This window comes from Flavobacterium sp. N2038 (genome assembly GCF_025947185.1).
Taxonomy (GTDB): Bacteria; Bacteroidota; Bacteroidia; order Flavobacteriales; family Flavobacteriaceae; genus Flavobacterium.
In genome coordinates this window covers 1,861,317-1,881,960 of record NZ_CP110001.1, presented here as the reverse complement: position 1 = coordinate 1,881,960, position 20,644 = coordinate 1,861,317, and the positions used below count along the sequence as shown (strand labels likewise).

The 20,644-nt window shown below is 33.7% G+C and carries 17 protein-coding genes; 4 read left to right on the top strand and 13 right to left on the bottom strand.

The genetic code is table 11. The features are described from left to right. The first annotated feature begins 21 nt into the window (after nucleotides 1-21). Nucleotides 22-771 carry a DeoR/GlpR family DNA-binding transcription regulator gene (locus tag OLM51_RS08640; protein ID WP_264553915.1) on the top strand — a complete coding sequence of 250 codons (750 nt, stop codon included), beginning with the start codon at nucleotides 22-24 and terminating at the stop codon, nucleotides 769-771. Nucleotides 772-838: 67 nt separating this feature from the next. Here the strand turns inward: OLM51_RS08640 and OLM51_RS08635 are convergent, their stop codons facing one another. The 6 genes from OLM51_RS08635 to OLM51_RS08610 all read right to left on the bottom strand — a co-directional run bounded on the left by OLM51_RS08635 (nucleotide 839) and on the right by OLM51_RS08610 (nucleotide 9,490). Then, complete coding sequence (locus OLM51_RS08635) at nucleotides 839-2,278, bottom strand: TolC family protein (RefSeq protein ID WP_264553914.1); 1,440 nt, start codon at nucleotides 2,276-2,278, stop codon at nucleotides 839-841. Next, a complete protein-coding gene (locus tag OLM51_RS08630) occupies nucleotides 2,271-5,438 on the bottom strand; it encodes an efflux RND transporter permease subunit (protein ID WP_264553913.1) in 3,168 nt (1,055 codons plus the stop codon). The genes OLM51_RS08635 and OLM51_RS08630 overlap by 8 nt, the downstream gene beginning before the upstream one ends. A gap of 108 nt (nucleotides 5,439-5,546) precedes the next feature. Continuing rightward, complete coding sequence (locus OLM51_RS08625; RefSeq protein ID WP_264553912.1) at nucleotides 5,547-6,629, bottom strand: efflux RND transporter periplasmic adaptor subunit; 1,083 nt, start codon at nucleotides 6,627-6,629, stop codon at nucleotides 5,547-5,549. Nucleotides 6,630-6,806: 177 nt separating this feature from the next. After that, nucleotides 6,807-7,190 carry a hypothetical protein gene (locus tag OLM51_RS08620; RefSeq protein WP_264553911.1) on the bottom strand — a complete coding sequence of 128 codons (384 nt, stop codon included), beginning with the start codon at nucleotides 7,188-7,190 and terminating at the stop codon, nucleotides 6,807-6,809. A 700-nt stretch (nucleotides 7,191-7,890) separates the two neighbouring features. After that, the gene (locus OLM51_RS08615) at nucleotides 7,891-8,904 is read right to left on the bottom strand and encodes a hypothetical protein (RefSeq protein WP_264553910.1); all 1,014 of its coding nucleotides are present in this window, start codon (nucleotides 8,902-8,904) and stop codon (nucleotides 7,891-7,893) included. Nucleotides 8,905-9,085: 181 nt separating this feature from the next. Then, complete coding sequence (locus OLM51_RS08610; RefSeq protein WP_264553909.1) at nucleotides 9,086-9,490, bottom strand: GNAT family N-acetyltransferase; 405 nt, start codon at nucleotides 9,488-9,490, stop codon at nucleotides 9,086-9,088. 178 nt (nucleotides 9,491-9,668) lie between these two features. Between OLM51_RS08610 and OLM51_RS08605 the strand changes: the two genes are divergently transcribed. Next, nucleotides 9,669-10,232: a porin family protein gene (locus tag OLM51_RS08605; RefSeq protein WP_264553908.1), complete on the top strand. Its 564-nt coding sequence runs from the start codon at nucleotides 9,669-9,671 to the stop codon at nucleotides 10,230-10,232. Nucleotides 10,233-10,284: 52 nt separating this feature from the next. Here the strand turns inward: OLM51_RS08605 and OLM51_RS08600 are convergent, their stop codons facing one another. The 5 genes from OLM51_RS08600 to OLM51_RS08580 form a co-directional block, all read right to left on the bottom strand. Further along, the gene (locus OLM51_RS08600; protein WP_264553907.1) at nucleotides 10,285-10,902 is read right to left on the bottom strand and encodes a tetratricopeptide repeat protein; all 618 of its coding nucleotides are present in this window, start codon (nucleotides 10,900-10,902) and stop codon (nucleotides 10,285-10,287) included. A 189-nt stretch (nucleotides 10,903-11,091) separates the two neighbouring features. Beyond that, complete coding sequence (locus OLM51_RS08595; protein WP_264553906.1) at nucleotides 11,092-12,357, bottom strand: alpha/beta hydrolase-fold protein; 1,266 nt, start codon at nucleotides 12,355-12,357, stop codon at nucleotides 11,092-11,094. Nucleotides 12,358-12,443: 86 nt separating this feature from the next. Beyond that, on the bottom strand, nucleotides 12,444-14,315 hold the full coding sequence (locus OLM51_RS08590) for a M1 family metallopeptidase (protein WP_264553905.1): 1,872 nt from the start codon (nucleotides 14,313-14,315) through the stop codon (nucleotides 12,444-12,446). Between the two features lie 193 nt (nucleotides 14,316-14,508). After that, the gene (locus OLM51_RS08585) at nucleotides 14,509-16,089 is read right to left on the bottom strand and encodes an NADP-dependent glyceraldehyde-3-phosphate dehydrogenase (protein ID WP_264553904.1); all 1,581 of its coding nucleotides are present in this window, start codon (nucleotides 16,087-16,089) and stop codon (nucleotides 14,509-14,511) included. A 74-nt stretch (nucleotides 16,090-16,163) separates the two neighbouring features. Beyond that, a complete protein-coding gene (locus OLM51_RS08580; RefSeq protein ID WP_264553903.1) occupies nucleotides 16,164-16,475 on the bottom strand; it encodes a rhodanese-like domain-containing protein in 312 nt (103 codons plus the stop codon). 510 nt (nucleotides 16,476-16,985) lie between these two features. Between OLM51_RS08580 and OLM51_RS08575 the strand changes: the two genes are divergently transcribed. Together OLM51_RS08575 and OLM51_RS08570 are read left to right on the top strand one after the other, a co-directional pair. After that, the gene (locus tag OLM51_RS08575) at nucleotides 16,986-17,612 is read left to right on the top strand and encodes a Crp/Fnr family transcriptional regulator (protein WP_264553902.1); all 627 of its coding nucleotides are present in this window, start codon (nucleotides 16,986-16,988) and stop codon (nucleotides 17,610-17,612) included. 288 nt (nucleotides 17,613-17,900) lie between these two features. Beyond that, nucleotides 17,901-18,686: a sulfite exporter TauE/SafE family protein gene (locus OLM51_RS08570; protein WP_264553901.1), complete on the top strand. Its 786-nt coding sequence runs from the start codon at nucleotides 17,901-17,903 to the stop codon at nucleotides 18,684-18,686. Between the two features lie 136 nt (nucleotides 18,687-18,822). Here OLM51_RS08570 and OLM51_RS08565 read toward each other — a convergent pair whose 3' ends face one another. Continuing rightward, nucleotides 18,823-19,278, bottom strand: coding sequence for a GNAT family N-acetyltransferase (locus OLM51_RS08565; RefSeq protein WP_264553900.1), 456 nt, complete (start codon nucleotides 19,276-19,278; stop codon nucleotides 18,823-18,825). A gap of 287 nt (nucleotides 19,279-19,565) precedes the next feature. Then, nucleotides 19,566-20,642, bottom strand: a complete 1,077-nt coding sequence (gene cydB / locus OLM51_RS08560) for a cytochrome d ubiquinol oxidase subunit II (RefSeq protein ID WP_264553899.1) — start codon at nucleotides 20,640-20,642, stop codon at nucleotides 19,566-19,568. Nucleotides 20,643-20,644 lie beyond the last annotated feature (2 nt).

Here is a 20,644-nt window from a genome sequence, read left to right as displayed (position 1 = left end):
TGCAATATAAATTTGCAGGAAATGAAAAAAGAAGAACGTCAAAAAGTAATTTTAGAATACTTATCAAAAGAACACAGAGTTACTTTACAGGAACTTAGTGAGTATTTAAATGTCTCTGAAGACACTATTAGACGGGACGTAAAAGAACTTTCAGATCAAGGTTTGCTAAAAGCAGTTAGAGGTGGCGCGGTTGCACCATCACCAATTCCACTGCATTTTAGAAACCGGGAAAAGCACGATCTTGAAAACAAAAAAATTATTGCAGAAAAAGCCCTTCCGTTACTAAAAGACGGACAAGTTGTGTTTATTGACGGAGGAACTACTTCTTTGGCTTTAGTTGCCAGTTTTCCCTATGATTTAAAACTAACCGTTATAACAAATAGTTTTCCTGTTGCAGCATTGATAGAAGATTTGCCCAATATTGATTTGATTTTTGCAGGAGGAAAAATGTGCAAAACCTCTTTTACAACTGCCAGTATTGAGACAATAGATTTCTTTAGAAATTTTAGAGCAGATATTTGTATTCTGGGAATTTGCAGTATACACCATGAACGAGGTGTTACGGGGATTTTGCATGACGATTCACAAATTAAAAGAAACATGATTCAAAATTCAAATTTTATTATCGCTTTAAGCTCTATTGAAAAAGTAGGAACCGCAGAATCCTATTTTGTCTGTCCAATTAAAGATATTAATGTTTTAGTAACCAATATTTCTCCTGAAGAAGAGTCTCTAAAAGCATACAAAAAAGCTGGGGTTACTATTGTTTAAAAACAAAAAACCTTCCAGAATTTTACTTCTGGAAGGTCCCTACTAATAACTAATTAAAATGGGCATTCTACTTCCAACCCCCGCCTAAGTCTCTGTAAACATGAACTGCGGCATTGAGTTGTTCTTTTTTAGTATCGATCAATTCTAATTTCGATTCTAATGCGTCACGTTGAGTCATTAAAACTTCAAAATAATCTACTCTTGCTGATTTAAATAAATCATTAGAGACATCAATTGATTTGTTTAATGCATCAACTTGTTGTGATTTTAAATCATATCCTTTTTGCAGATTATCAATCTTAGAAAGCTGATTAGATACTTCTAAATAAGCGTTTAAAATAGTTTTATCGTAATTGTATAATGCCTGAAGTTGTCTTGCATTTGCGCTCGAAAATTCCGCTTTAATAGCATTTCTGTTAATCAATGGCGCAGCAAGGTCTCCTGCTAACGAATACAAAAGTGATTCCGGAAACGTAAACAAATAAGATGGTTTGAATGCCTGAACTCCAAAAGCTGCAGAAATATCAAGTGAAGGATAAAATTCGGCACGAGCTACTTTTACATCAAGTTTGGCTGCAATCAATTCTAACTCAGCTTGTTTTACATCAGGACGATTCATTAACATTTGAGACGGAATTCCTGCACTTACTGAAGCTGGCAACAAAGTCAAAAAGTTACTGTTAGTTCTTTTAACTTCCTGCGGATAACGTCCTAGCAAGAAATTAATTTTATTCTCTGCTTCTTTAATTTGCTGTAAAATACCGAACTCCATACTTTTTGAAGTCAAAACCTCGGCCTGAAATTTCTGTACTCCAAGTTCTGTAGCTCTTGCCGCTTGTTTCTGGATTTTTACAATTTCTAATGCATTAGATTGCAATGTAATAGTTTGCTTTACAATATCCAGCTGACTGTCTAAAGCCAATAATTCGTAATAAGAATCAGCAATTTCGGCGATAAGATTTGTTACTACAAAGTTTTTTCCTTCAACTGTTGCTAAATACCTGTTTAAAGCAGCTTTCTTAGAGTTACGCAGTTTTTTCCAGATATCCACTTCCCAGTTTGCATAAGCAGCTATGGTAAAATCTCCAAGCGGATCCGGAGTCTCAACACCAGGTTTAATCTCTGTAGTGGCATCACCAGCCCCCTGGCTGGTATACCTTCCTACTTTTTCTACTCCAGCTCCGGCACGAATACCAACTTGCGGTAATAAAAGTCCCTTTCGAACTCTAACATCATTCTTTGCAATTTCGATTTCCTGCAGCGTCATGTTTAACTCCTGATTGTTTTTCAGGGCTACATCAATTAAATCGACAAGGTTTTGATCCTTAAAGAAGCTTCTCCATTTTACAGTTGATGTATTTGTGGTGTCCTGAGTGGCAGCAGTACCAAATGATTCAGGAACCGGCGCACTTGCAGTTGCAGTCTCTGCAACAGGAGCTTTACAGCTCACTACAGCAAGACATAATCCTAAAGCAACGCCATATTGATATATTTTAAATTTATACATGATTGTTGTCAATTTCTTCAGTTAATGGGTTTTCTTCTTCATGTTTAACCAGTTTATGTTTCTCTGCAATTCGTCCGAATATGTAATACAATCCCGGAATTAAAAACACCCCACAAATGGTTCCTATAAGCATACCTCCTGCAGCCGCAGTACCAATAGTTCTGTTACCAATTTTACCCGGGCCAGTTGCAAAAGCAAGTGGTAATAAACCAGCGATAAATGCAAATGAAGTCATCAAGATTGGACGGAACCTTGCTTTTGCTCCCTCCATTGCTGCCTCAAGCACCGATTTCCCAGCAGCATGTCTCTGAATCGCAAACTCTACAATCAGTACTGCATTTTTACCTAGTAAACCAATAAGCATTACCATGGCTACCTGAGCGTAGATATTATTCTCTAATCCAGTAAACTTCAATAAAAGGAATGCTCCAAAAATACCTGCCGGTAAAGAAAGAATTACTGATAACGGAAGAATGAAACTTTCATACTGAGCTGCTAATACCAGGTAAACAAATCCTAAACAAATAAGGAATACCCAAATTGCCTGATTCCCTTGTGCAACCTCATCGGCAGAAATACCTGCCCAGTCAATATCGTATCCTCTAGGCAGTTTTTTAGCTGCAACTTCCTGAATTACTTTAATGGCTGTACCAGAACTATATCCTGGAGCTGCACCACCACTAATCTCTGTAGAGTTGTACATATTATGTCTTGTGATTTCTGAAAGTCCATATACTTTTTCTAACTTCATAAAAGCAGAAAAAGGAACCATTTCATCACGACTATTTTTTACATACAATTTTAAAATATCATCCGGCTGAGCACGATATTCCGGAGAAGCCTGAACGATTACTTTATAGTTGATTCCGTATTTAATAAAACTAATTTCGTAGTTACTACCTACAAGAGTTGATAAAGTGTTCATCGCATTCTCAATAGAAACTCCTTTTTGCTGTGCCAGGTCATTATCAACTTTCATCATGTACTGAGGGAAACTCGCACTAAAGAAACTAAATACGTTAGATAATTCCGGACGTTTGTTTAATTCTTCTACAAATTCTTTATTTACAGCTTCCATTTTTTTGAAATCTCCTGAACCTGTTTTATCTAATAAACGAAGCTCAAATCCTCCTGCTGCACCATAACCCGGTACTGCCGGCGGTTGGAAAAACTCAATATTTGCACCCGGAATATCTTTTGATTTTTCTTCCAGTTCGGTCATAATTTCCTGAACCGATTGTTTACGGTCGTTCCAGTCTTCTAAGTTCACCAAACATGTTCCTGCATTAGATCCTGTACCCTCAGTTAAAATTTCATAACCAGCCAATGAAGAAACTGATTTTACTCCTTCTACCGTTTCAGATATCTTTTGCAATTTCTCAGCAATGTTATTTGTACGCTCTAATGATGAACCCGGAGGTGTCTGAATAATAGCATAAAACATCCCCTGATCCTCATTTGGGATAAATCCGGAAGGAACTGTACTACTAACAAACCATGTTCCTAAACAGAAACCTATAAGAGCTACAAAAGTAACTACTCGTCTGTCTACAATTTTTGCTAATACATTTTGATATTTACCTTGTGCAAGGTTAAACTTGTTGTTAAAACCATCAATAAATATATTTATTGGTGTTCTTTTTTTCGGTGTACCATGATTGTTTTTCAACATCATTGCACAAAGTGCCGGTGTTAAAGTCAAAGCCACAATACCAGAAAGAATAATCGCAGTTGCCATTGTAATAGAGAACTGTCTGTAAAATACCCCAACTGGACCTGACATAAAAGCAACCGGAATAAATACTGCCGCCATCAGGAAGGTAATAGCAACAATTGCTCCTGCAATCTCATGCATCGCCTTTTTAGTTGCTTTAAATGGCGATAGATGCTCCTCCTCCATTTTGGCGTGAACGGCTTCAATTACCACAATCGCATCATCGACGACGACCCCAATTGCAAGAACCAAAGCAAACAACGTAATTAAGTTCAATGAAATATCAAAAAATGTCATGAACACAAAAGTTCCAACTAACGATACCGGAACTGCAATAGCCGGAATAATAGTAGAGCGCCAGTCTCCTAAGAAAAGAAACACAACCAATCCTACCAGAATAAAAGCTTCAACAAGGGTATGAATTACTTTTTCGATAGAAGCATCCAGGAATTTAGAAACGTCATAAGAAATTTCATAATCCATCCCTTTAGGGAATTTTTGCTTTATTTTTTCCAACTTTGCTTTTACATCTTCAATAACCTGATTGGCATTACTACCAAAAGATTGTTTTAATACAATTGCCGCAGATGGTCTTCCGTTTAAGTTAGAATAAATATCATACATCGAACTTCCAAACTCTACAGTGGCAATATCTTTCAAACGTAAAAGTTCACCGTTAGGATTTGATCGAATTACGATGTTTCCATATTGTTCTTTAGTAGTAAAACGCCCGGAATATTTCAATACATATTCAAATGCCTGAGAACGTTTACCTGAACTTTCACCAGTTTTACCCGGAGAAGCCTCCAAACTCTGACTTGATAATGCTTCCATTACCTCATCGGCAGAAATTTTGTAAGCCAGCATACGATCCGGTTTCAACCAGATACGCATTGCATATTCACGTGTACCAAGGATATCACCTGACCCGATACCATTTACCCTTTTTAATTCTGAAAGTACATTAATATCAGCATAGTTGTAAAGGAACTTCATGTCGGTATTTTTATCCGTACTATAAAGATTCACATACATCAACATACTTGGAACCTCACGTGTAATTTTCACCCCTTCTCTAACTACTAAAGGAGGAAGTTTATTAGTAACAGAAGCGACACGGTTTTGAACGTTAATCGCAGCCTGATTAGGATCTGTACCTAAGTTAAAAACAACCTGAATACTTGCTTCACCATCGTTTCCGGCATCAGAAGTCATATATTTCATTCCCGGAACTCCATTTAGGGCTCTTTCTAACGGAATAACAACAGACTTGATCATCAATTCTCCATTTGATCCAGGATAATCCGCAGTAACGTTTACCATTGGAGGCGAAATAGAAGGGAACTGTGTAATAGGTAAATTCAATACCGACAAAACCCCTAAAAAGACAATTATAAGCGATATTACTATCGACAGTACAGGTCTTTGAATAAATTTATTAAACATTTTTTTATTTTTTTAATGATTAAACCAAAGCGATAATTTACAATTGTTCAAAGTTTCAGGTTTCAAGTTTCAGGTTCAGTGCGAAACTTGAAGCATTTTAAACAAAATTTATTCTGCTTTTACGCGTAAATTGTTTATTACCTTTTGAGGCGCCTGGTATTCATATTTAATTTTGTCGTTCTCTTTTACTTTCTGAACTCCTTCAAGTAAAATCTTATCATTTTCATCCACTCCGCTTTTGATCACGTACAGATCCGGAATTTCTCCTGTAATGATAATTTCTTTAGAACTTACTTTATTGTTTTTATCTACAACAAAAACATATTTCTTATCCTGAATTTCGTAAGTCGCTTTTTGTGGAATTACGATCGCATTTTTAAGCGGAACAATCATTTGAATCTGTCCTGTCTCACCATTTCTAAGTAATTTAGCAGAATTTGGGAATCTTGCTCTAAAAGCAATATTTCCAGTTTCATTATTAAATTCACTTTCGATAACTTCTACATTTCCTTTGTCTTTAAAAGTTTCGCCATTGGCCAAAACTAATGCTACTTTATTATCAGCACGATCTTTCACATTGGTTTCATACTGAAGATATTCCGGCTCTGAAAGATTGAAATAAGCAAACATCTGACTGTTGTCTGAAAGACTCGTCATTAATTCGCCTTCATCAATAAGACTTCCTAACTTTAATGGAATACGGTCGATTGTTCCGTCAAACGGAGCTCTGATTTCGGTAAATGATAAATGAAGTTTTGCTAAAGCAACTTCGGCTTTTGCTGATTGAAGTTTTGCCTGAGCAACACTTAACTCGTTTTTAGAAACGATATTTTTATCTGCTAACAGTTTAGCATTTTGAAGTTCAATTTCAACTGATTTTTGCTCAGCCTGTGCTTTAAGTAATTCTGCCTGATACATGTTTGGCATAATCTTAAATAACAACTGTCCTGCTTTTACAAACTGTCCTTCATCAACATAAATGTTTTGTAAGAACCCTTTTTCCTGGGCACGAATTTCAATATTTCTCACAGATTTAATCTGCGAAACATATTCTTTGGTAAATGAAGTGTCAATTCTTACGGGATTTGTAACCGTGAATTTTTCAGCTTCTTCTTTTTCTTCTTTTTTAGTTGTACAACTAGTAAGGCACACAAAGGCAATTAAGCCTGTGAACAAGATAATTCTTTTCATGATTTAGTTTGGAAATTAAGCGATTGAATGCTTGGAATACAGTGATTCCTTTAGATGGAAAAATGCATCAGACACCAAATAGTTATAACTTAACTTTCATATAAGAAGAAGTAGAAAAAATATACATCAACAAGATATGCAGGATTACAACCCAGGTAACCGATGTATATTAATAAATCAAATTCTTAATACTCTCTGAGTAATGTAGATAGGATTTGACAGGCCACAAAATGGCACAAAGATTTTAAAACGATTGTTTTCGTTTGCAACAGCCTGACCTGAGATTGCCAGATATAAAGTGTCTATTACACTATAATTTGTTGCGTAAAATTTATTAGTAAGTCCACCTTTGAGATCATCACTTCCAAGATACTCTTCCTCAAGATCCAAATCAGCGTCTTCAATTATAGAAGAACCCTGATCCTGATTAGTGAATTTTACCCTGTGCTTTCTCTCAAGATTATGAAAATGAGAATTTTGTTGCGTACTAGCACTAAGATATTGCCCTCCGCCAAACAGAAGGAACCCCATGAATACTAAAAATACTATTAACTTTCTCATTTGGGTGCGAAAGTAATGAAAGTATCGAAACAAAAAAAGATTTTTTTATAAGCTTTAACATTAAAAAAAATACGAAAACGTTTTAATTGTTTTTTTAGTCACCAATTTTATTAAAATATTATTTTTTAATGCGAAAAAATCATAAAAAAAGAACCACAAATCAGAATCATATTATGACTGAAGTCGAAATAGACCTAAAACCATCAAAATCGTAAAGAATTGAGTCCGTACATTTTATTCGATAAAATTGATTCTTATTTCTATAGCAAAACTTCCATTATGGTAAATTCCTGTCCTGCCTTGTTGAAAATTTTATGGCTATCAATCATTCCGAATTTTTCGTAAAATGATTTTTACATTGGCAATTTTGTAAATTTAATCAGTGATTAATAGCTGAAATATATGAGATTCAAACATTATAACGAACAACAAAAGATACTTTTACCGTTCCCTTGATGATTTAATTCCATAAAAACATCCAGCCTTTTTTAAAGCTTACAGTAAAAAAGGTAATCCCGGCTATCACCCAAAGATGTTGCTTTAGGGCACAACTTAAGAAAGAAAATTGCAGCATAGAGACAATTTTTTCTTCGAATAAAAATTAAGGTAATCAAAATCAAAATGATTCCAATAAAAAACCGTCTCAAAATTTTGTTCTGAGACGGCTCCTTTTAAGAAAACTTAATTCCCTTCTTTATAATTACTTGTAAAGAGCTGCGAAAAATTGCTCATCTAAAGTAATAAAACTAATTGGCCCTTCTGTATCATTCATTTTTGAGAAATTATTAAAAAGTGCTTTATTGAAAATGTTATCAGGAAAATTACAAAATCGATTGATACCCTCCCCATGAGTGGCTACAAAAAGATTATTTTTATATTTAAAAACTACTTTACGAATAGTCCCTTTATAAAATGTATGTTCTGTTGTGGTAATATTTAAAATTCCATCCAAAACAGCTTGTTGTTCTATGATTCCTCCTGGAACAGTAAAAGTATCTGCATTGTTAGCATTTTTTAATGAGCCAAAAACCAATCTCGTACCTCCGTTTATTGCATTACTCACTGATCCTAATTTATAACCAGGATAAGAATATGAGTTGAGCAAGACGTTTTTTGCACGTTCAAGAGTCATGTAATTAGTTTCTGGTCCTAAATTTCTAATTATATCGTAAGAATGGTACGTATTATCTTTTCTGGTTTCCCAATAAATCGTTTCAGGAAGTCTAATATTTTTTAATGCATTATTTTTATATAAATCCGTCTTATCTGTTCCAGATGTATAACTGCCAGTTCCCTGACTAATAAGACCATCTAAAACATATGCATATTTATCCTTAATTTGTTGAGATAAGTTATTCACATTCGGTTTAGCAGAAATGATCAGTTGTCTAGTTTCATTTACAAAATCTTCAATATTATTTGTTGATTTAGAAAATAATGCAACATTATTTTTATCTCTCAATAGGGTAATAGAATCAAGATATTCTCTTTTTATTTTTTGGACCTCTTCACTATCTTCCTGATACCTGTTATTTTTGTCTATTAAAACATTCTCTTGTTCTGCGACTTTATTCTCTATAGGATCTCTATCACAACTACTCATTAATAAAAATGTCATTAATGCAAAAACGGATAAATATATTACTCTTTGAGAATTTTGACTATTTCTTTGAGAAAATCGTATAATACCGAATAAATGATTATTTTTTTCCATCCTTATAAAAATTTTAATTTTGTTATATCTTGCAAATGTAGTCTTTTTTGTACAAAAAAATAATTTATTATAAGTTTTATTTTATATTAACATAAGAAAAGGAGCGAAATGATACGTAAGTAAGTACTTCGCTTATACTAATTTATGATGATCAGGATAAATAAAATTTATTCTTATACGTCTACAATAAAACTTCCATTATAGTAAATTCCTGTCCAGCTTTTGTAAATATTTTATGGGTATCGATCATTCCAAATTTTTCATAAAATGATTTTTTATTGTTTCTGGCATTACACCAGACTTTTCTTAAATCTTTTTCTTTTGCGAGTTTCAGAATGTGTTTTAAAAGTTCGGATGCAATTCCTTTTCCCTGAAAATCTTCTAATGTGGCTAATTTTCTAAACTGCATTTCATCACCATCAATAAAACAGGAAACAATAGAAACCAGCTTATCGTGATCAAAAACACCAAAATGCAATCCGTCATTATCTTCTTCCAGTTGTACAAATTCAAAAGGCTGATCCGGCCACATTACTTCGTGTCTGATTTGCCAGGTTTGCGAGGGGTTAATTGCAATGATTTTCATTTTAACTGATCTTAACTTGTTAAATCAAATTTACGGCATTTTGCAATTATATTCCATTTTAGCACCCAGAACAACAGATACCTCATTATCAAAAACATAACAAAAAATAAATCAGAAAAATCATTCCATTGTAATTAATAATAATTATTTTTATGGGATCAAAAAAATAATTTCCATTATGAAAAAATTCATTCTAGCAACGTTATTATGTATTAGTGTAAATGGTTTTGCGCAATTAATACAAGTTGGCCCACAGTTTTCTACTAATATTACTTCTGTTATTACGGATGATTTTAGTTCTAAAAGTTCCGGTACTGGTGTTGGTTTCGCCGGATTCGCAAGAGTGAATCTGGCTCTTTTTTATGGTCAGGGTGAATTTGGATATGCTGAATCAAAATTTAGTGTATCTCAAACCGGAATTGGAGAAACTGAATATGATTTAAGCGGAACAGACGCTACCTTAATTGCCGGTTTTAAAATAATTCCGTTAGGAAAACTTGGAAACATCAGAATTTTTGCCGGATACAATTGGAAAAACTATTCTAGTATAAAAGCAAACAATAATCTTAATTTTATAGCACTTGAACGAAATAATAGTAGTTTCCTTGGTGGTGTTGGGGTTGATGTTTGGAGATTAACGTTTGACTACCGCTATCTTGCCGGTGTTACAGATCTTGATCCTTCTGCGAGAAGCGTAAAAACAGGAGTTTCAAACTTCTCACTTGGTTTTAAATTTTTATAAAAAAACTTAATTATATAATAAAAAAGGGAATCAAAATTGATTCCCTTTTTTATTATTTTACTTTTACATAGTATCGTTCTGTATTGTTACTAGCAATTGTTTCAAGACCATTTTCGGTCTTTTTAGCAATATTTATAACGCGCAACACATTTCCATTTTCATCTAATGTACAGTTCCAAATCGTTCCGTCTGAAAGAATGATATCTGAAAATAATGCATCTGAAGCTTCTTTGTTATAATACTTTAAATCCTCAGAACTAGTCATTTTTTTTGCTTTTGTCTTTTTATTTACTTCATAAAACAAAATTTTGTCTGGCGTTATTTCTACTATTTCTTCTTCCTCAGACTGATTAACACTTGTAGTTGCTGCTTGTGACCAAACCGGACTGTCACCTGTCATTCTCCAGGTACCAAGAACCTGTTCCATCATATTCTTTCTTAAAATAGTTTTTATAGCATCTACTTGTTTTACAGACTCTTTTCCTAAATCATTTTCGGGCTTAATTCTAGATGCAACAGAAAATAAATCTAAAGCTTTTTTTAAATCATCTTTTTTATAGCAAGACACTGCCAAATCATATCTGCTTTGTTGAAATGCAGTTTTAGGGTCTTTTTGTGCGAAAGTCTTAATAGATAGTAGAATTACTAAGACAGTAAAGTATTTTTTCATTAATAGATTAATTGTTTTTATTTTTTTGCAAACGTAGTTTATTAAATCGAATTTTTTTTACGGTTTTCCACATTTACATTATTTTGACCTAAAAAATATAAAAACCATCTTTTTTAATACAAAAGATGGCTTAATATTGAATTATTAACAAAAATTAACTTTGTATAAGGATTTAACTACTTAAAACAACTAGTTTTTCAAAAGTATGTCCAATTTTTCTTTCGTTTCCAGGAAATTCTTATCTAACATAAATGCTTTCTGATAACATGAAATGGCATTTTTCTTATCGCCATTTGCCTGATAAAAATCTCCAAGTGAATCATATACGTTAGGGCTTTGTGGATAATTGGCAACATTAAGTTTAAATAAAAAACCTGCAAAATCCATATCTTTTTTTTCCAGTGACCTATATCCATAAGCATTTACAGTACTTTCGGGTATATTTACAGTGTAACCTAAATGTTTTGAAACTTCTTCAAAATGCTTTTCGATTTTAGAAAAAACCGTTTTATTAAAATTAACCTGATCTGAAACAGAAAGTTTAAGCTGATTGAATTTAAATATAAAACGAATAGCATCATAAGTAGCAATTAATGGCACTGATCCATGATTATCATCGTTATAATATTTGTACTGATAATTTAGATTACTTTTTTTATTCTTAGTCAAAAAATCATTCAGTTCTAAAATTGATCTGATATGTTTGGTAAAAGCAGTTGTATCCCTCCTTACCTTTACAATATTCATATTTTCATCCATAGTATTGGCAGCGGCCATAAATAAGGAAATATTAGTCAAATTCTTAGAAGAGAGTTTCTTGGTTGTCTCTGCTAAAAATTTCTGATGATCCCACCACATACTAGGATCAATAGCAACATACGAATTGAATAAATTAGTGTGATTGGTTAGAATATTAATGGCTGTTAATCCTCCAAAAGAATGCCCTATCAAGGTTTTGTATGGAGCAGTTGGATATTTGGAATCAATGTACGGAATTAATTCTTTCTCCAGAAACTCAGTAAATTTTTCTCCTCCACCAGACTGATCACTTAATTTTTTAGTTACAAATGGCAAATCAATATCTGAATGTGTTGGGGTCAAATCTCTGTTGCGATTTGTATTTGTAATACCAACAATAATCATTTCAGGACAATTTGTGTTTCCGTTTATTTCGCTTAACTCTTCAATTATCCCTACAACCGAACTAAAATGTGCATCTCCATCAAGTAAATAAACTACCGGATATTTTTGCTTTGCAAAACCTTTATTTTGTGCACTTCTTGGAAGATGTACCCATATTTTTCTTTCTTCATTTAAAACTTTAGACGATATACTGTCTATAGTACCTATTTCTATTCTGGTTTTGTTCTGAGCAAATCCAAAACTGGTTAATATTAGAAAAAAACTAAATATTACTATCTTTTTTCTGGAAACAATCTGGTTATAATTAATCATAATTGGTTTATTTTTTTAGTCATATTAAATATAATAAAAAACCGTCTTCCAACATTGAAAGACGGTTTTTCTGTAGTTGTTTTTTTTTACTTAACTGACCAACTGTTGTTTGCTGGTGTGGCATCCATAAAAATACCACCATCAAGATTTATCTGTTTAATTTCTTTTTTTCCTTTTAAAATAACGGTGGCTGTTTTTTGGTTTGCCTGCCATACACCCGGCGTCTGATGAACAGTTTCGGTTGTATTATCTGCATAGACAACATTTACATCAAACGGAATTGCAAAACCTCCTTTATTTTCTACAGAAATCACATTCTTCGAAACATTTTTAACCGAAATATCAATATAATTATTGGTAAAAAACCAGTTATTAAAGAACCAGTTCAGATTTTTTCCTGAACCTGTATTCATTGCATTAAAGTAATCCCACGGAATTGGATGTTTACCATTCCAGTTATCCATATAAAAATGCAATGCTTTTTTGAATAAATCATCACCCAGCATATCTTTCAGAGCCAGGTAAGAAAGAGATGCTTTTCCGTAAGAGTTATTTCCATAACCTGCATCTGAAACCTGAGTTGACATTGAAATAATCGGCTGATCCTCTTCTGTCGACGGATCGTTTATATAATTGGATACTCTAAATGTTTTATAAAATTTATCTGCTTCCTCTTTTCCATGTTCAGCAATTCCAATCAAATATTCAAAAGTAGTTGCCCATCCTTCATCCATAAAAGCATAACGCGTTTCATTTATTCCCATATAAAAAGGGAAATAAGTATGTGCTACTTCGTGATCTTGAACCAATTGTGCAAATTTCGGGTCACCAATCTGCGAATCGTTACACATCATTGGGTATTCCATATCGGCAAACCCCTGAAAAGCTGTCATTTTAGAAAACGGATACGGAACTCCCGGCCAGTTATTTGAGAAATAATCCAGTGCATATTGATTATTTTTTACCGAAGCCACAAAATCAGTTCCTTTTACATCATAAGCCGCCTGAACACTGGCACGACGATTTGTTTTTTTATCCACAACAACACTACTCGCATCCCATAGATAATGATCACTTAGTCCAAAACAAACATCAGTGATATTCTTTGCTTCAAATTTCCAGACATTCCATTCGTTTTGTTTTGTTACAACGCCACTTTTCATTTCCTGCTCGTTAGCAATATGCATTACCTCATCGGTCAGATACGATTTTTTTAAGCGCGCCGAAAATTCAGGTTGTAAAACCTCATCCGGATTTAGCAGGTCTCCTGTTGCATAAACTACATAATTTTTTGGTGCTTTTACAGAGTAGGAATAATCATTAAAATCATTATAAAATTCTGCACGGTCTGTATGTGGTAGTCTATCCCAAAAATTATAATCATCAAAAACCGAAACTCTTGGATAACTGTAAGCTACAAAAAAAGTAGTCTCATCGATTTGTCCCTCTCTTCCGCTTTCTTTAGACAAAGGATAATTCCAGTCGATATTAATTGTAATTTTAGAATGAGGCAGCAATGCTTTATTTAATTTAACATTTCCTACCGTTCCCCATTTTCTACCATCTTCTTTATACACTTCACCTTCAATTTTTAAAGATGTAATGGTCAATCCCGCACTTAAAAAATCATCGTTTACAGAACCACTTCTTGGCGACGATGGTTTGTGAAGATTATTTACAAATCTGATAGGCAGATTTTGTAAAGTGTCATTACTATTATTTTCATACACAATGGTTTCAGTTCCACTCACTATTTTAGTTTTAGCATCAACTGTAATTTCCATAGTATACTTACCATGATTTTGCCAATAGTTTTTTCCCGGTTTCCCGTCCATTGCACGGGTATCTTTTTCGTAAGCTTCTTTTATATTTCTTGGCATATAAAGCTCTTGCGAAAAGCCATACTGAGCCAGAAACAAAAGTGAAATAAATAAGAAATAATGTGGTGTTTTTTTCATAAGCCAATTTGGATTTTGATAGTTTTAATTGATTTATATATGACATGTTTTCTTAAATAATGTTACAAATCATTAGAAAATTATATCCTTTTTCCGGGAACTCACCAAAACTGAATATTCCATTATCACAAAAAAACCGTCTTGTTCTAAAAAGAAAAAGACGGTATCTACAATTAATATATAACCTTTATAACTACAAAATATAATCGGTATTAATGAAATTTGATTCTTTGCTGTTGAGCAATTCCTGCAAAATTTCATTGTTATAAGCGATATCTTTTGAGGCTACGAACGTACGAATTGAAAAAGAACGTAAAGCATCCGGGATACTTAGGGTTCCTACAGCAGAATCTTTACGACCTGTAAACGGGAATGCATCCGGACCACGCTGACAGGAACTGTTGAGGTTTACACGACATACCAAATTTACCAAAGCATCGATAAGCGGTGCCAAGGTTTTAATGTCTTTCCCGAACAAACTTACTTGTTGTCCATAATTTGACTCGGCCATATCTTCTAGTGGTTCCTGAATATCCTTAAAAGAAATGATAGGAACTACAGGACCAAACTGTTCTTCATGGTACACACGCATTTTACTGTTTACCGGATATAAAACGGCTGGAAAAATATAATTATCGGTATGTTTCCCTCCTTTTTCATTCAGGATTTTAGCTCCTTTATGAACAGCATCGTCAATTAATCCCTGAATATAATGTGGCTTATCTGTTTCCGGAAGCGGAGTTAAAGCCACTCCTTTTTCCCATGGATTTCCAAAAGGCAAAGCATCTACTTTTTCAGAAAATCTTTTATTAAACTCTTCTACAATAGATTCATGAACATACAACACTTTTAATGCTGTACAGCGCTGCCCGTTAAAAGATAAAGTTCCGGTAATACATTCCTGAATAGCCAGATCCAAATCGGCATCGGGAAGAATAATAGCTGGATTCTTAGCTTCTAAACCAAGAATCAAACGTAATCTGTTTTTATTAGGATGCTGATCTTGTAAAGCAATGGCAGATTTACTGTTTCCAATTAATGCCAAAACATCAATTTTTCCAGATTTCATGATCGGAGAAGCCACTTCTCGGCCTCTTCCGTAAACGATATTAATAACCCCTTTTGGGAAACTGCTTCTAAACGCTTCCAACAATGGCGAAATACATAAAACACCATGTTTTGCTGGTTTAAAAATCACTGTATTTCCCATAATCAAAGCCGGAATCAACAATGAAAAAGTTTCATTTAAAGGATAATTATAAGGTCCAAGACATAATACTACTCCAAGAGGCCCACGTCGAATCATAGCGTTTACACCTTGTACTTTTTCAAAGTGCGAACTACGTCCGTTTAATTCCTTATAACTGGCAATAGTATCATAAATATACTCAACTGTTCTGTCAAACTCTTTTTGCGAATCGCCCAAAGATTTACCAATTTCCCACATTAAATATTTAACCACTTCCTCACGGGTATCTTTCATTTGTTTCACGAAATTCTCCATGCACTTAATGCGGTCTGCCACTTTCATGGTTGGCCATAAACCCTGCCCTTTATTATAAGCAGCATTGGCAGCTTCAACAACTTCTGCCGCTTCTTTTTCTGCCATAAAAGGAATAGATCCCAATAAAGTTGGCGTATATTTTTCTGTAGAAGAAATAGTTGAAAACACAGGCGTGGTTTGCCCTGTCCAATGTTTTAATTCTCCATTTACAAGATAAGTATCTTGATTTATCAGGTTTTTAATCTGATATTCTTCGGGTATTAAACTCATAATCTGGTAATTTATGTTTGGTTATTAATAGCATTATAATGAAAAAAGAGGCTTTTTATGCCTCTTCTTCTATTTTATGGTTGTATCGTATCGCCTTCCCAGTCTAGTATACCTCCAAGTAGGTTATAGGCATTCTCTATACCTAACTCGTTCATAATCTGGCAAGCTTTTGCACTTCTGGCTCCAGAACGACAATACACATAGTAGTTTTTATTTTTGTCTAATTCTTCAATTTCATAAATAAAACCCTGACCTTTATTGATATCAATGTTTACAGCATTTTCAATATAGCCATCATTAAATTCGTCTTCAGTTCTTACGTCTAGTATAACTGCATTCTCGTCAGCAGCTAATTGATTAACCCAATCTTCTTGTGATAAATTCATAATAAATGTGTTTTTGTAAAATTACGACGTTTCTACCTATGAAAAACGTACCAAATGCGATTTCGATTATTATTCTCAGAAAACGTTTTAGAGAAAGTATTATAATCAGTGAAATACAAATTTACTCACTATTTTTAAAAATTCACTCTACAAAATCGATAGAAAATAGGATTTTTTCATTTGCCCAAAACATCTCTTAATTATAGTTTTACCACAATCAATACCGTCTGAATCTATTATCTTTGTAAAAAATGATAATTTTTAATCTCTTTTTAATAAAATATTCTGCCACCAATTACACGAATTTTCGCGAATTGATTTGTGTAAATTCGTGTAATTCGTGGCAAAAAATTTTAAACACACAGAAACACAGATTAAATTTTAAATAAATTTTAAAACAGATAATACAATATCAACACATAGTCCCGAAACTTCGGGATGCATTTATAAAAGTGAAACGCCTTTATTGAGTTTCAAAATCCTATGTCTATGTGTTTAAAAATACAATACATGCAAAATTCATTAAAAACTATCTTTCCTAATTTCTCCAGTGACCTTATTGCAACTATTGAGGAAAACGGGAGCTTACAAAATTTTGAAGCCGGAACTATTTTAATGCGCACCGGACAATATATTAAAAACACCGTTTTAATTACCAAAGGAAAAATCAAGATTTACCGTGAAGGTGAAGATGGCGGTGAATTTTTGATGTATTATTTACAACCCGGACAAGCCTGTGCCATTTCGATGATCTGCACAGCTAAAAGCGAGAAAAGCCAGATTATGGCAAAAGTGGTCGAAGATGTTACCGTTATGATGATTCCGCTGCAATTGATGGACAAATGGATGATGGAACACCGATCCTGGTACGAATTTGTGATCGAAACTTACCGAAGCCGTTTTGAAGAAGTTCTCGAAGTGGTTGACAACATCGCCTTCCGATCTATGGATGAGCGTTTGGAATTTTATTTAAAAAGACATTCGGATGCCTGCGGCTGCGCTGAGGTGAATTTATCGCATCAGGAAATCGCAACCGAATTAAATACATCACGAGAAGTTGTTTCCAGATTATTAAAAAAAATGGAACAACGAGGTTTGGTCAAACTAAACCGAAACCAGATTGAGCTTTTAAAGTAATTATTGGCCACAGATTACACTGATTAAACAGATTTTCACTGGTTATTTATAAAAGAATGTCAGTTTGAGCGTCTCGAGACTTCGGGAAAGAACCCGCAAAACATTTCGACTTCGCTCAATGTGACAAACTTAACTTCAATTTTAAACACGTAGAAAAATCCTTTTAATCATAATAATCTGTGGCAACCCGTTCCATCCGTAAAATCTGTGGGCAAAAAAATAACTTCTGTGATAAATGTTACTGTAGAAGTCTAATTTCTGAAGCAACTTTGCATTAAAATAAATGCAATGGAATATTTAGGTTATTTTGCTTCAATCATTATCGGGATTTCGTTAGGCTTAATTGGCGGTGGCGGATCTATCCTGACTATTCCAATTTTAGTTTACTTGTTTAAAGTCAATCCGGAACAAGCTACTTCATATTCCCTGTTTATTGTTGGATTAACGGCACTTTCAGGCAGCTACAGCCATTACAAAATGGGAAATCTTAAACTTAAATCGGCCTTGTATTTTGCGATTCCTTCTGTGATTTCGATTTTAATTATTCGTGAAGTAATATTTCCTCAAATTGCTTCTACCCTATTTTCAATAGCTTCATATTCGGTTTCAAAAGATTTTCTGATTATGATTGTCTTTTCTGTCTTGATGATAACGGCAGCAATTTCGATGATTCGAAAACCTCAACCTGAACTTAAAAGTTCTGAAACCAATTATCCCCAATTAAGCTTAATTGGCTTTTTGGTTGGAATTGTAACGGGATTTCTTGGAGCTGGCGGCGGTTTTTTAATTATTCCTGCTCTATTATTTTTTGCCAAACTACCAATGAAACAAGCCGTTGGAACTTCATTATTAATTATTACAATCAATTCGTCAATAGGTTTTGTGGGTGATTTATACATTGGAACTCCAATCGATTATACTTTTTTATTAGGCGTTTCAGGAATGGCACTTCTGGGAATGTTCATTGGAAGCCGTCTATCTAAAAAAATCGACGGAGCAAAACTTAAACCGCTTTTTGGCTGGTTTGTTCTCGTAATGGGATTTTATATTATTGCGAAAGAAGTTTTATTTTAGTTTTACTTGTAGACGAAAACTAAAAAATCCGTTTATTTTGGAAAATAAACGGATTTCTTTTTGGGTACTATATTCTTGATCGTATTTATCTTTAATTCAATACGGCTGTCAAAATTAAACGATTAAATATCGCCGTTTATTTTTCTGCTCGCCACCAATGATAATAATTATGTAAACCGTCGTATTCAAACCCACAGCGCGGATACAATTGATTACCTATATCATTTGTTTTTTCTGTTTCCAACATCAAACCGCAGGCATTTGTTTCTTCGCACCATTGTTTACTACGGTCAATTAATGCAACAGATAATCCTTTACCACGGAAATCAGGATGTACGAAAAGATCACTTAACAACCATTGCTTTTGCAATTTTGTGTAATGAAATAGTTTGTAAAGCTGTACAAAACCAACAGCTTTTTCGTTTATGATCGCTAAAAAAATGTCTGATTCATTATTTAACAACCGCTCTTTAAGAAATGCTTTTCCCTTTTCTACATCAGATTTCTGGCGATAGAAAACACGATAAAGATTAAAAAGTTCTGCTGCTTCATTGAGATCTTCAAGACTTGCTTTTTTGATTTTGTAATCCATTTTTATAAATGTTTTAATTAAAAAAGCGAAAATATCTTAAAGCTCGAACAACTTTATAGTCCAGTTTATTTAAAACATGGTCATCCAGCATTTAATTGAATCTCTTGTATCGTTCAGGACAAAACAACTTCATGTTTAAAATTAATTATCTTTTTCAGTTTAAATAGTTTTTGGCTAAAGCCTGTCGCATATGATAAAAAAACCTACAGTTAAAACTGGAGGCAATTCATATAGTTAAAATCACAAAAATTCATGATCCCGATAGCTATCGGGAGTGGAAAAAAAACTCAATGCTCTCCATACCCAATATCATCCATCTTCCCGCTAAAAACCCGATACTGAATAATAAAATAAATAATCACCAAAAACAAAGCAATAAAAAACCAGCTCAATCCGGCATTCAAACCATATTCATGAGCGGCAGTGTTGTAAATGGTTAACGAAGGATTTACTTTATTTGTCGATGGTAATACATTCGGAAAAATCGAAACGGCTGTTGATGCAAATCCACCCACTAAAAACAAGGTCGAAAATATAAATCCGTGACCGTCTTTTTTAAAAGATCGCACTTTAAACAATCCTGCAATTCCAACAAAAGTCATCAACGGAAAAAACCAAAGAATCGGATTTTCTATAAAATTATGAAACGGTTTTGGCTCAATAAAATGCCAGATTTGAAGCGAAATAAAAACCAGAATCAGTAAAACGATATTCAGTTTAAAAACTACATTTTTTAGCTTCGGGTTTAGAGAAGAATTGGTTTTATAAATAATCCAGTTTGCACCATGAATTGTTAGCGCCACCACACTTACAATTCCTAAAAAAAGTGTAAACCAGTCGATAATTCCCAATTCATCTGCCTGCGGACTAAAAGTAGGATTCCATAAAGGCAAAAAGAAATAATGCGCTTCTTGTGTAGAAACTCCATTTTGTACCATTCCGAGATTTACACCGCGAACAATATTTCCTAAAGCAATCCCAAAGAAAAGCGCCAAAAGTAAACTTGCAATCCCAAAAGCTTTATCCCAAATGGTTTCCCACATTGGATGATGAATCTGCCCACGCATTTCAAGTCCGATCGCACGAAAAATCAAAAGCCATAAAATCATAATCAAAGGCAGGTAAAATCCGCTAAAAGAAGAAGCATACAAAGTTGGAAAGGCAAAAAACAAAACACCTCCGGCTGCAATCAGCCAAACTTCATTAGCATCCCAAAACGGACCAATGGCACTTGTAATTGCTTTTTTATCTTTTTCTGTATCGGCAAAAAATAAATGAATAATTCCTGCGCCAAAATCATAACCGTCTAAAACCAGATACACGGCCAGAATTCCCATTAAAACTACGTACCAAAAAAATTCCATAC

What these genes read in the sequence shown, in the direction of transcription:
- OLM51_RS08565 (WP_264553900.1), bottom strand. Translation starts at nt 19,278, where the DNA reads ATGGATTACAAAATCAAAAAAGCAAGTCTTGAAGATCTCAATGAAGCA.
- OLM51_RS08575 (WP_264553902.1), top strand. Translation starts at nt 16,986, where the DNA reads ATGCAAAATTCATTAAAAACTATCTTTCCTAATTTCTCCAGTGACCTT.
- OLM51_RS08615 (WP_264553910.1), bottom strand. Translation starts at nt 8,904, where the DNA reads ATGGAAAAAAATAATCATTTATTCGGTATTATACGATTTTCTCAAAGA.
- OLM51_RS08605 (WP_264553908.1), top strand. Translation starts at nt 9,669, where the DNA reads ATGAAAAAATTCATTCTAGCAACGTTATTATGTATTAGTGTAAATGGT.
- OLM51_RS08570 (WP_264553901.1), top strand. Translation starts at nt 17,901, where the DNA reads ATGGAATATTTAGGTTATTTTGCTTCAATCATTATCGGGATTTCGTTA.
- OLM51_RS08590 (WP_264553905.1), bottom strand. Translation starts at nt 14,315, where the DNA reads ATGAAAAAAACACCACATTATTTCTTATTTATTTCACTTTTGTTTCTG.
- OLM51_RS08580 (WP_264553903.1), bottom strand. Translation starts at nt 16,475, where the DNA reads ATGAATTTATCACAAGAAGATTGGGTTAATCAATTAGCTGCTGACGAG.
- OLM51_RS08630 (WP_264553913.1), bottom strand. Translation starts at nt 5,438, where the DNA reads ATGTTTAATAAATTTATTCAAAGACCTGTACTGTCGATAGTAATATCG.
- OLM51_RS08635 (WP_264553914.1), bottom strand. Translation starts at nt 2,278, where the DNA reads ATGTATAAATTTAAAATATATCAATATGGCGTTGCTTTAGGATTATGT.
- OLM51_RS08610 (WP_264553909.1), bottom strand. Translation starts at nt 9,490, where the DNA reads ATGAAAATCATTGCAATTAACCCCTCGCAAACCTGGCAAATCAGACAC.
- OLM51_RS08600 (WP_264553907.1), bottom strand. Translation starts at nt 10,902, where the DNA reads ATGAAAAAATACTTTACTGTCTTAGTAATTCTACTATCTATTAAGACT.
- OLM51_RS08640 (WP_264553915.1), top strand. Translation starts at nt 22, where the DNA reads ATGAAAAAAGAAGAACGTCAAAAAGTAATTTTAGAATACTTATCAAAA.
- OLM51_RS08585 (WP_264553904.1), bottom strand. Translation starts at nt 16,089, where the DNA reads ATGAGTTTAATACCCGAAGAATATCAGATTAAAAACCTGATAAATCAA.
- OLM51_RS08595 (WP_264553906.1), bottom strand. Translation starts at nt 12,357, where the DNA reads ATGATTAATTATAACCAGATTGTTTCCAGAAAAAAGATAGTAATATTT.
- OLM51_RS08625 (WP_264553912.1), bottom strand. Translation starts at nt 6,629, where the DNA reads ATGAAAAGAATTATCTTGTTCACAGGCTTAATTGCCTTTGTGTGCCTT.
- OLM51_RS08620 (WP_264553911.1), bottom strand. Translation starts at nt 7,190, where the DNA reads ATGAGAAAGTTAATAGTATTTTTAGTATTCATGGGGTTCCTTCTGTTT.
- cydB (WP_264553899.1), bottom strand. Translation starts at nt 20,642, where the DNA reads ATGGAATTTTTTTGGTACGTAGTTTTAATGGGAATTCTGGCCGTGTAT.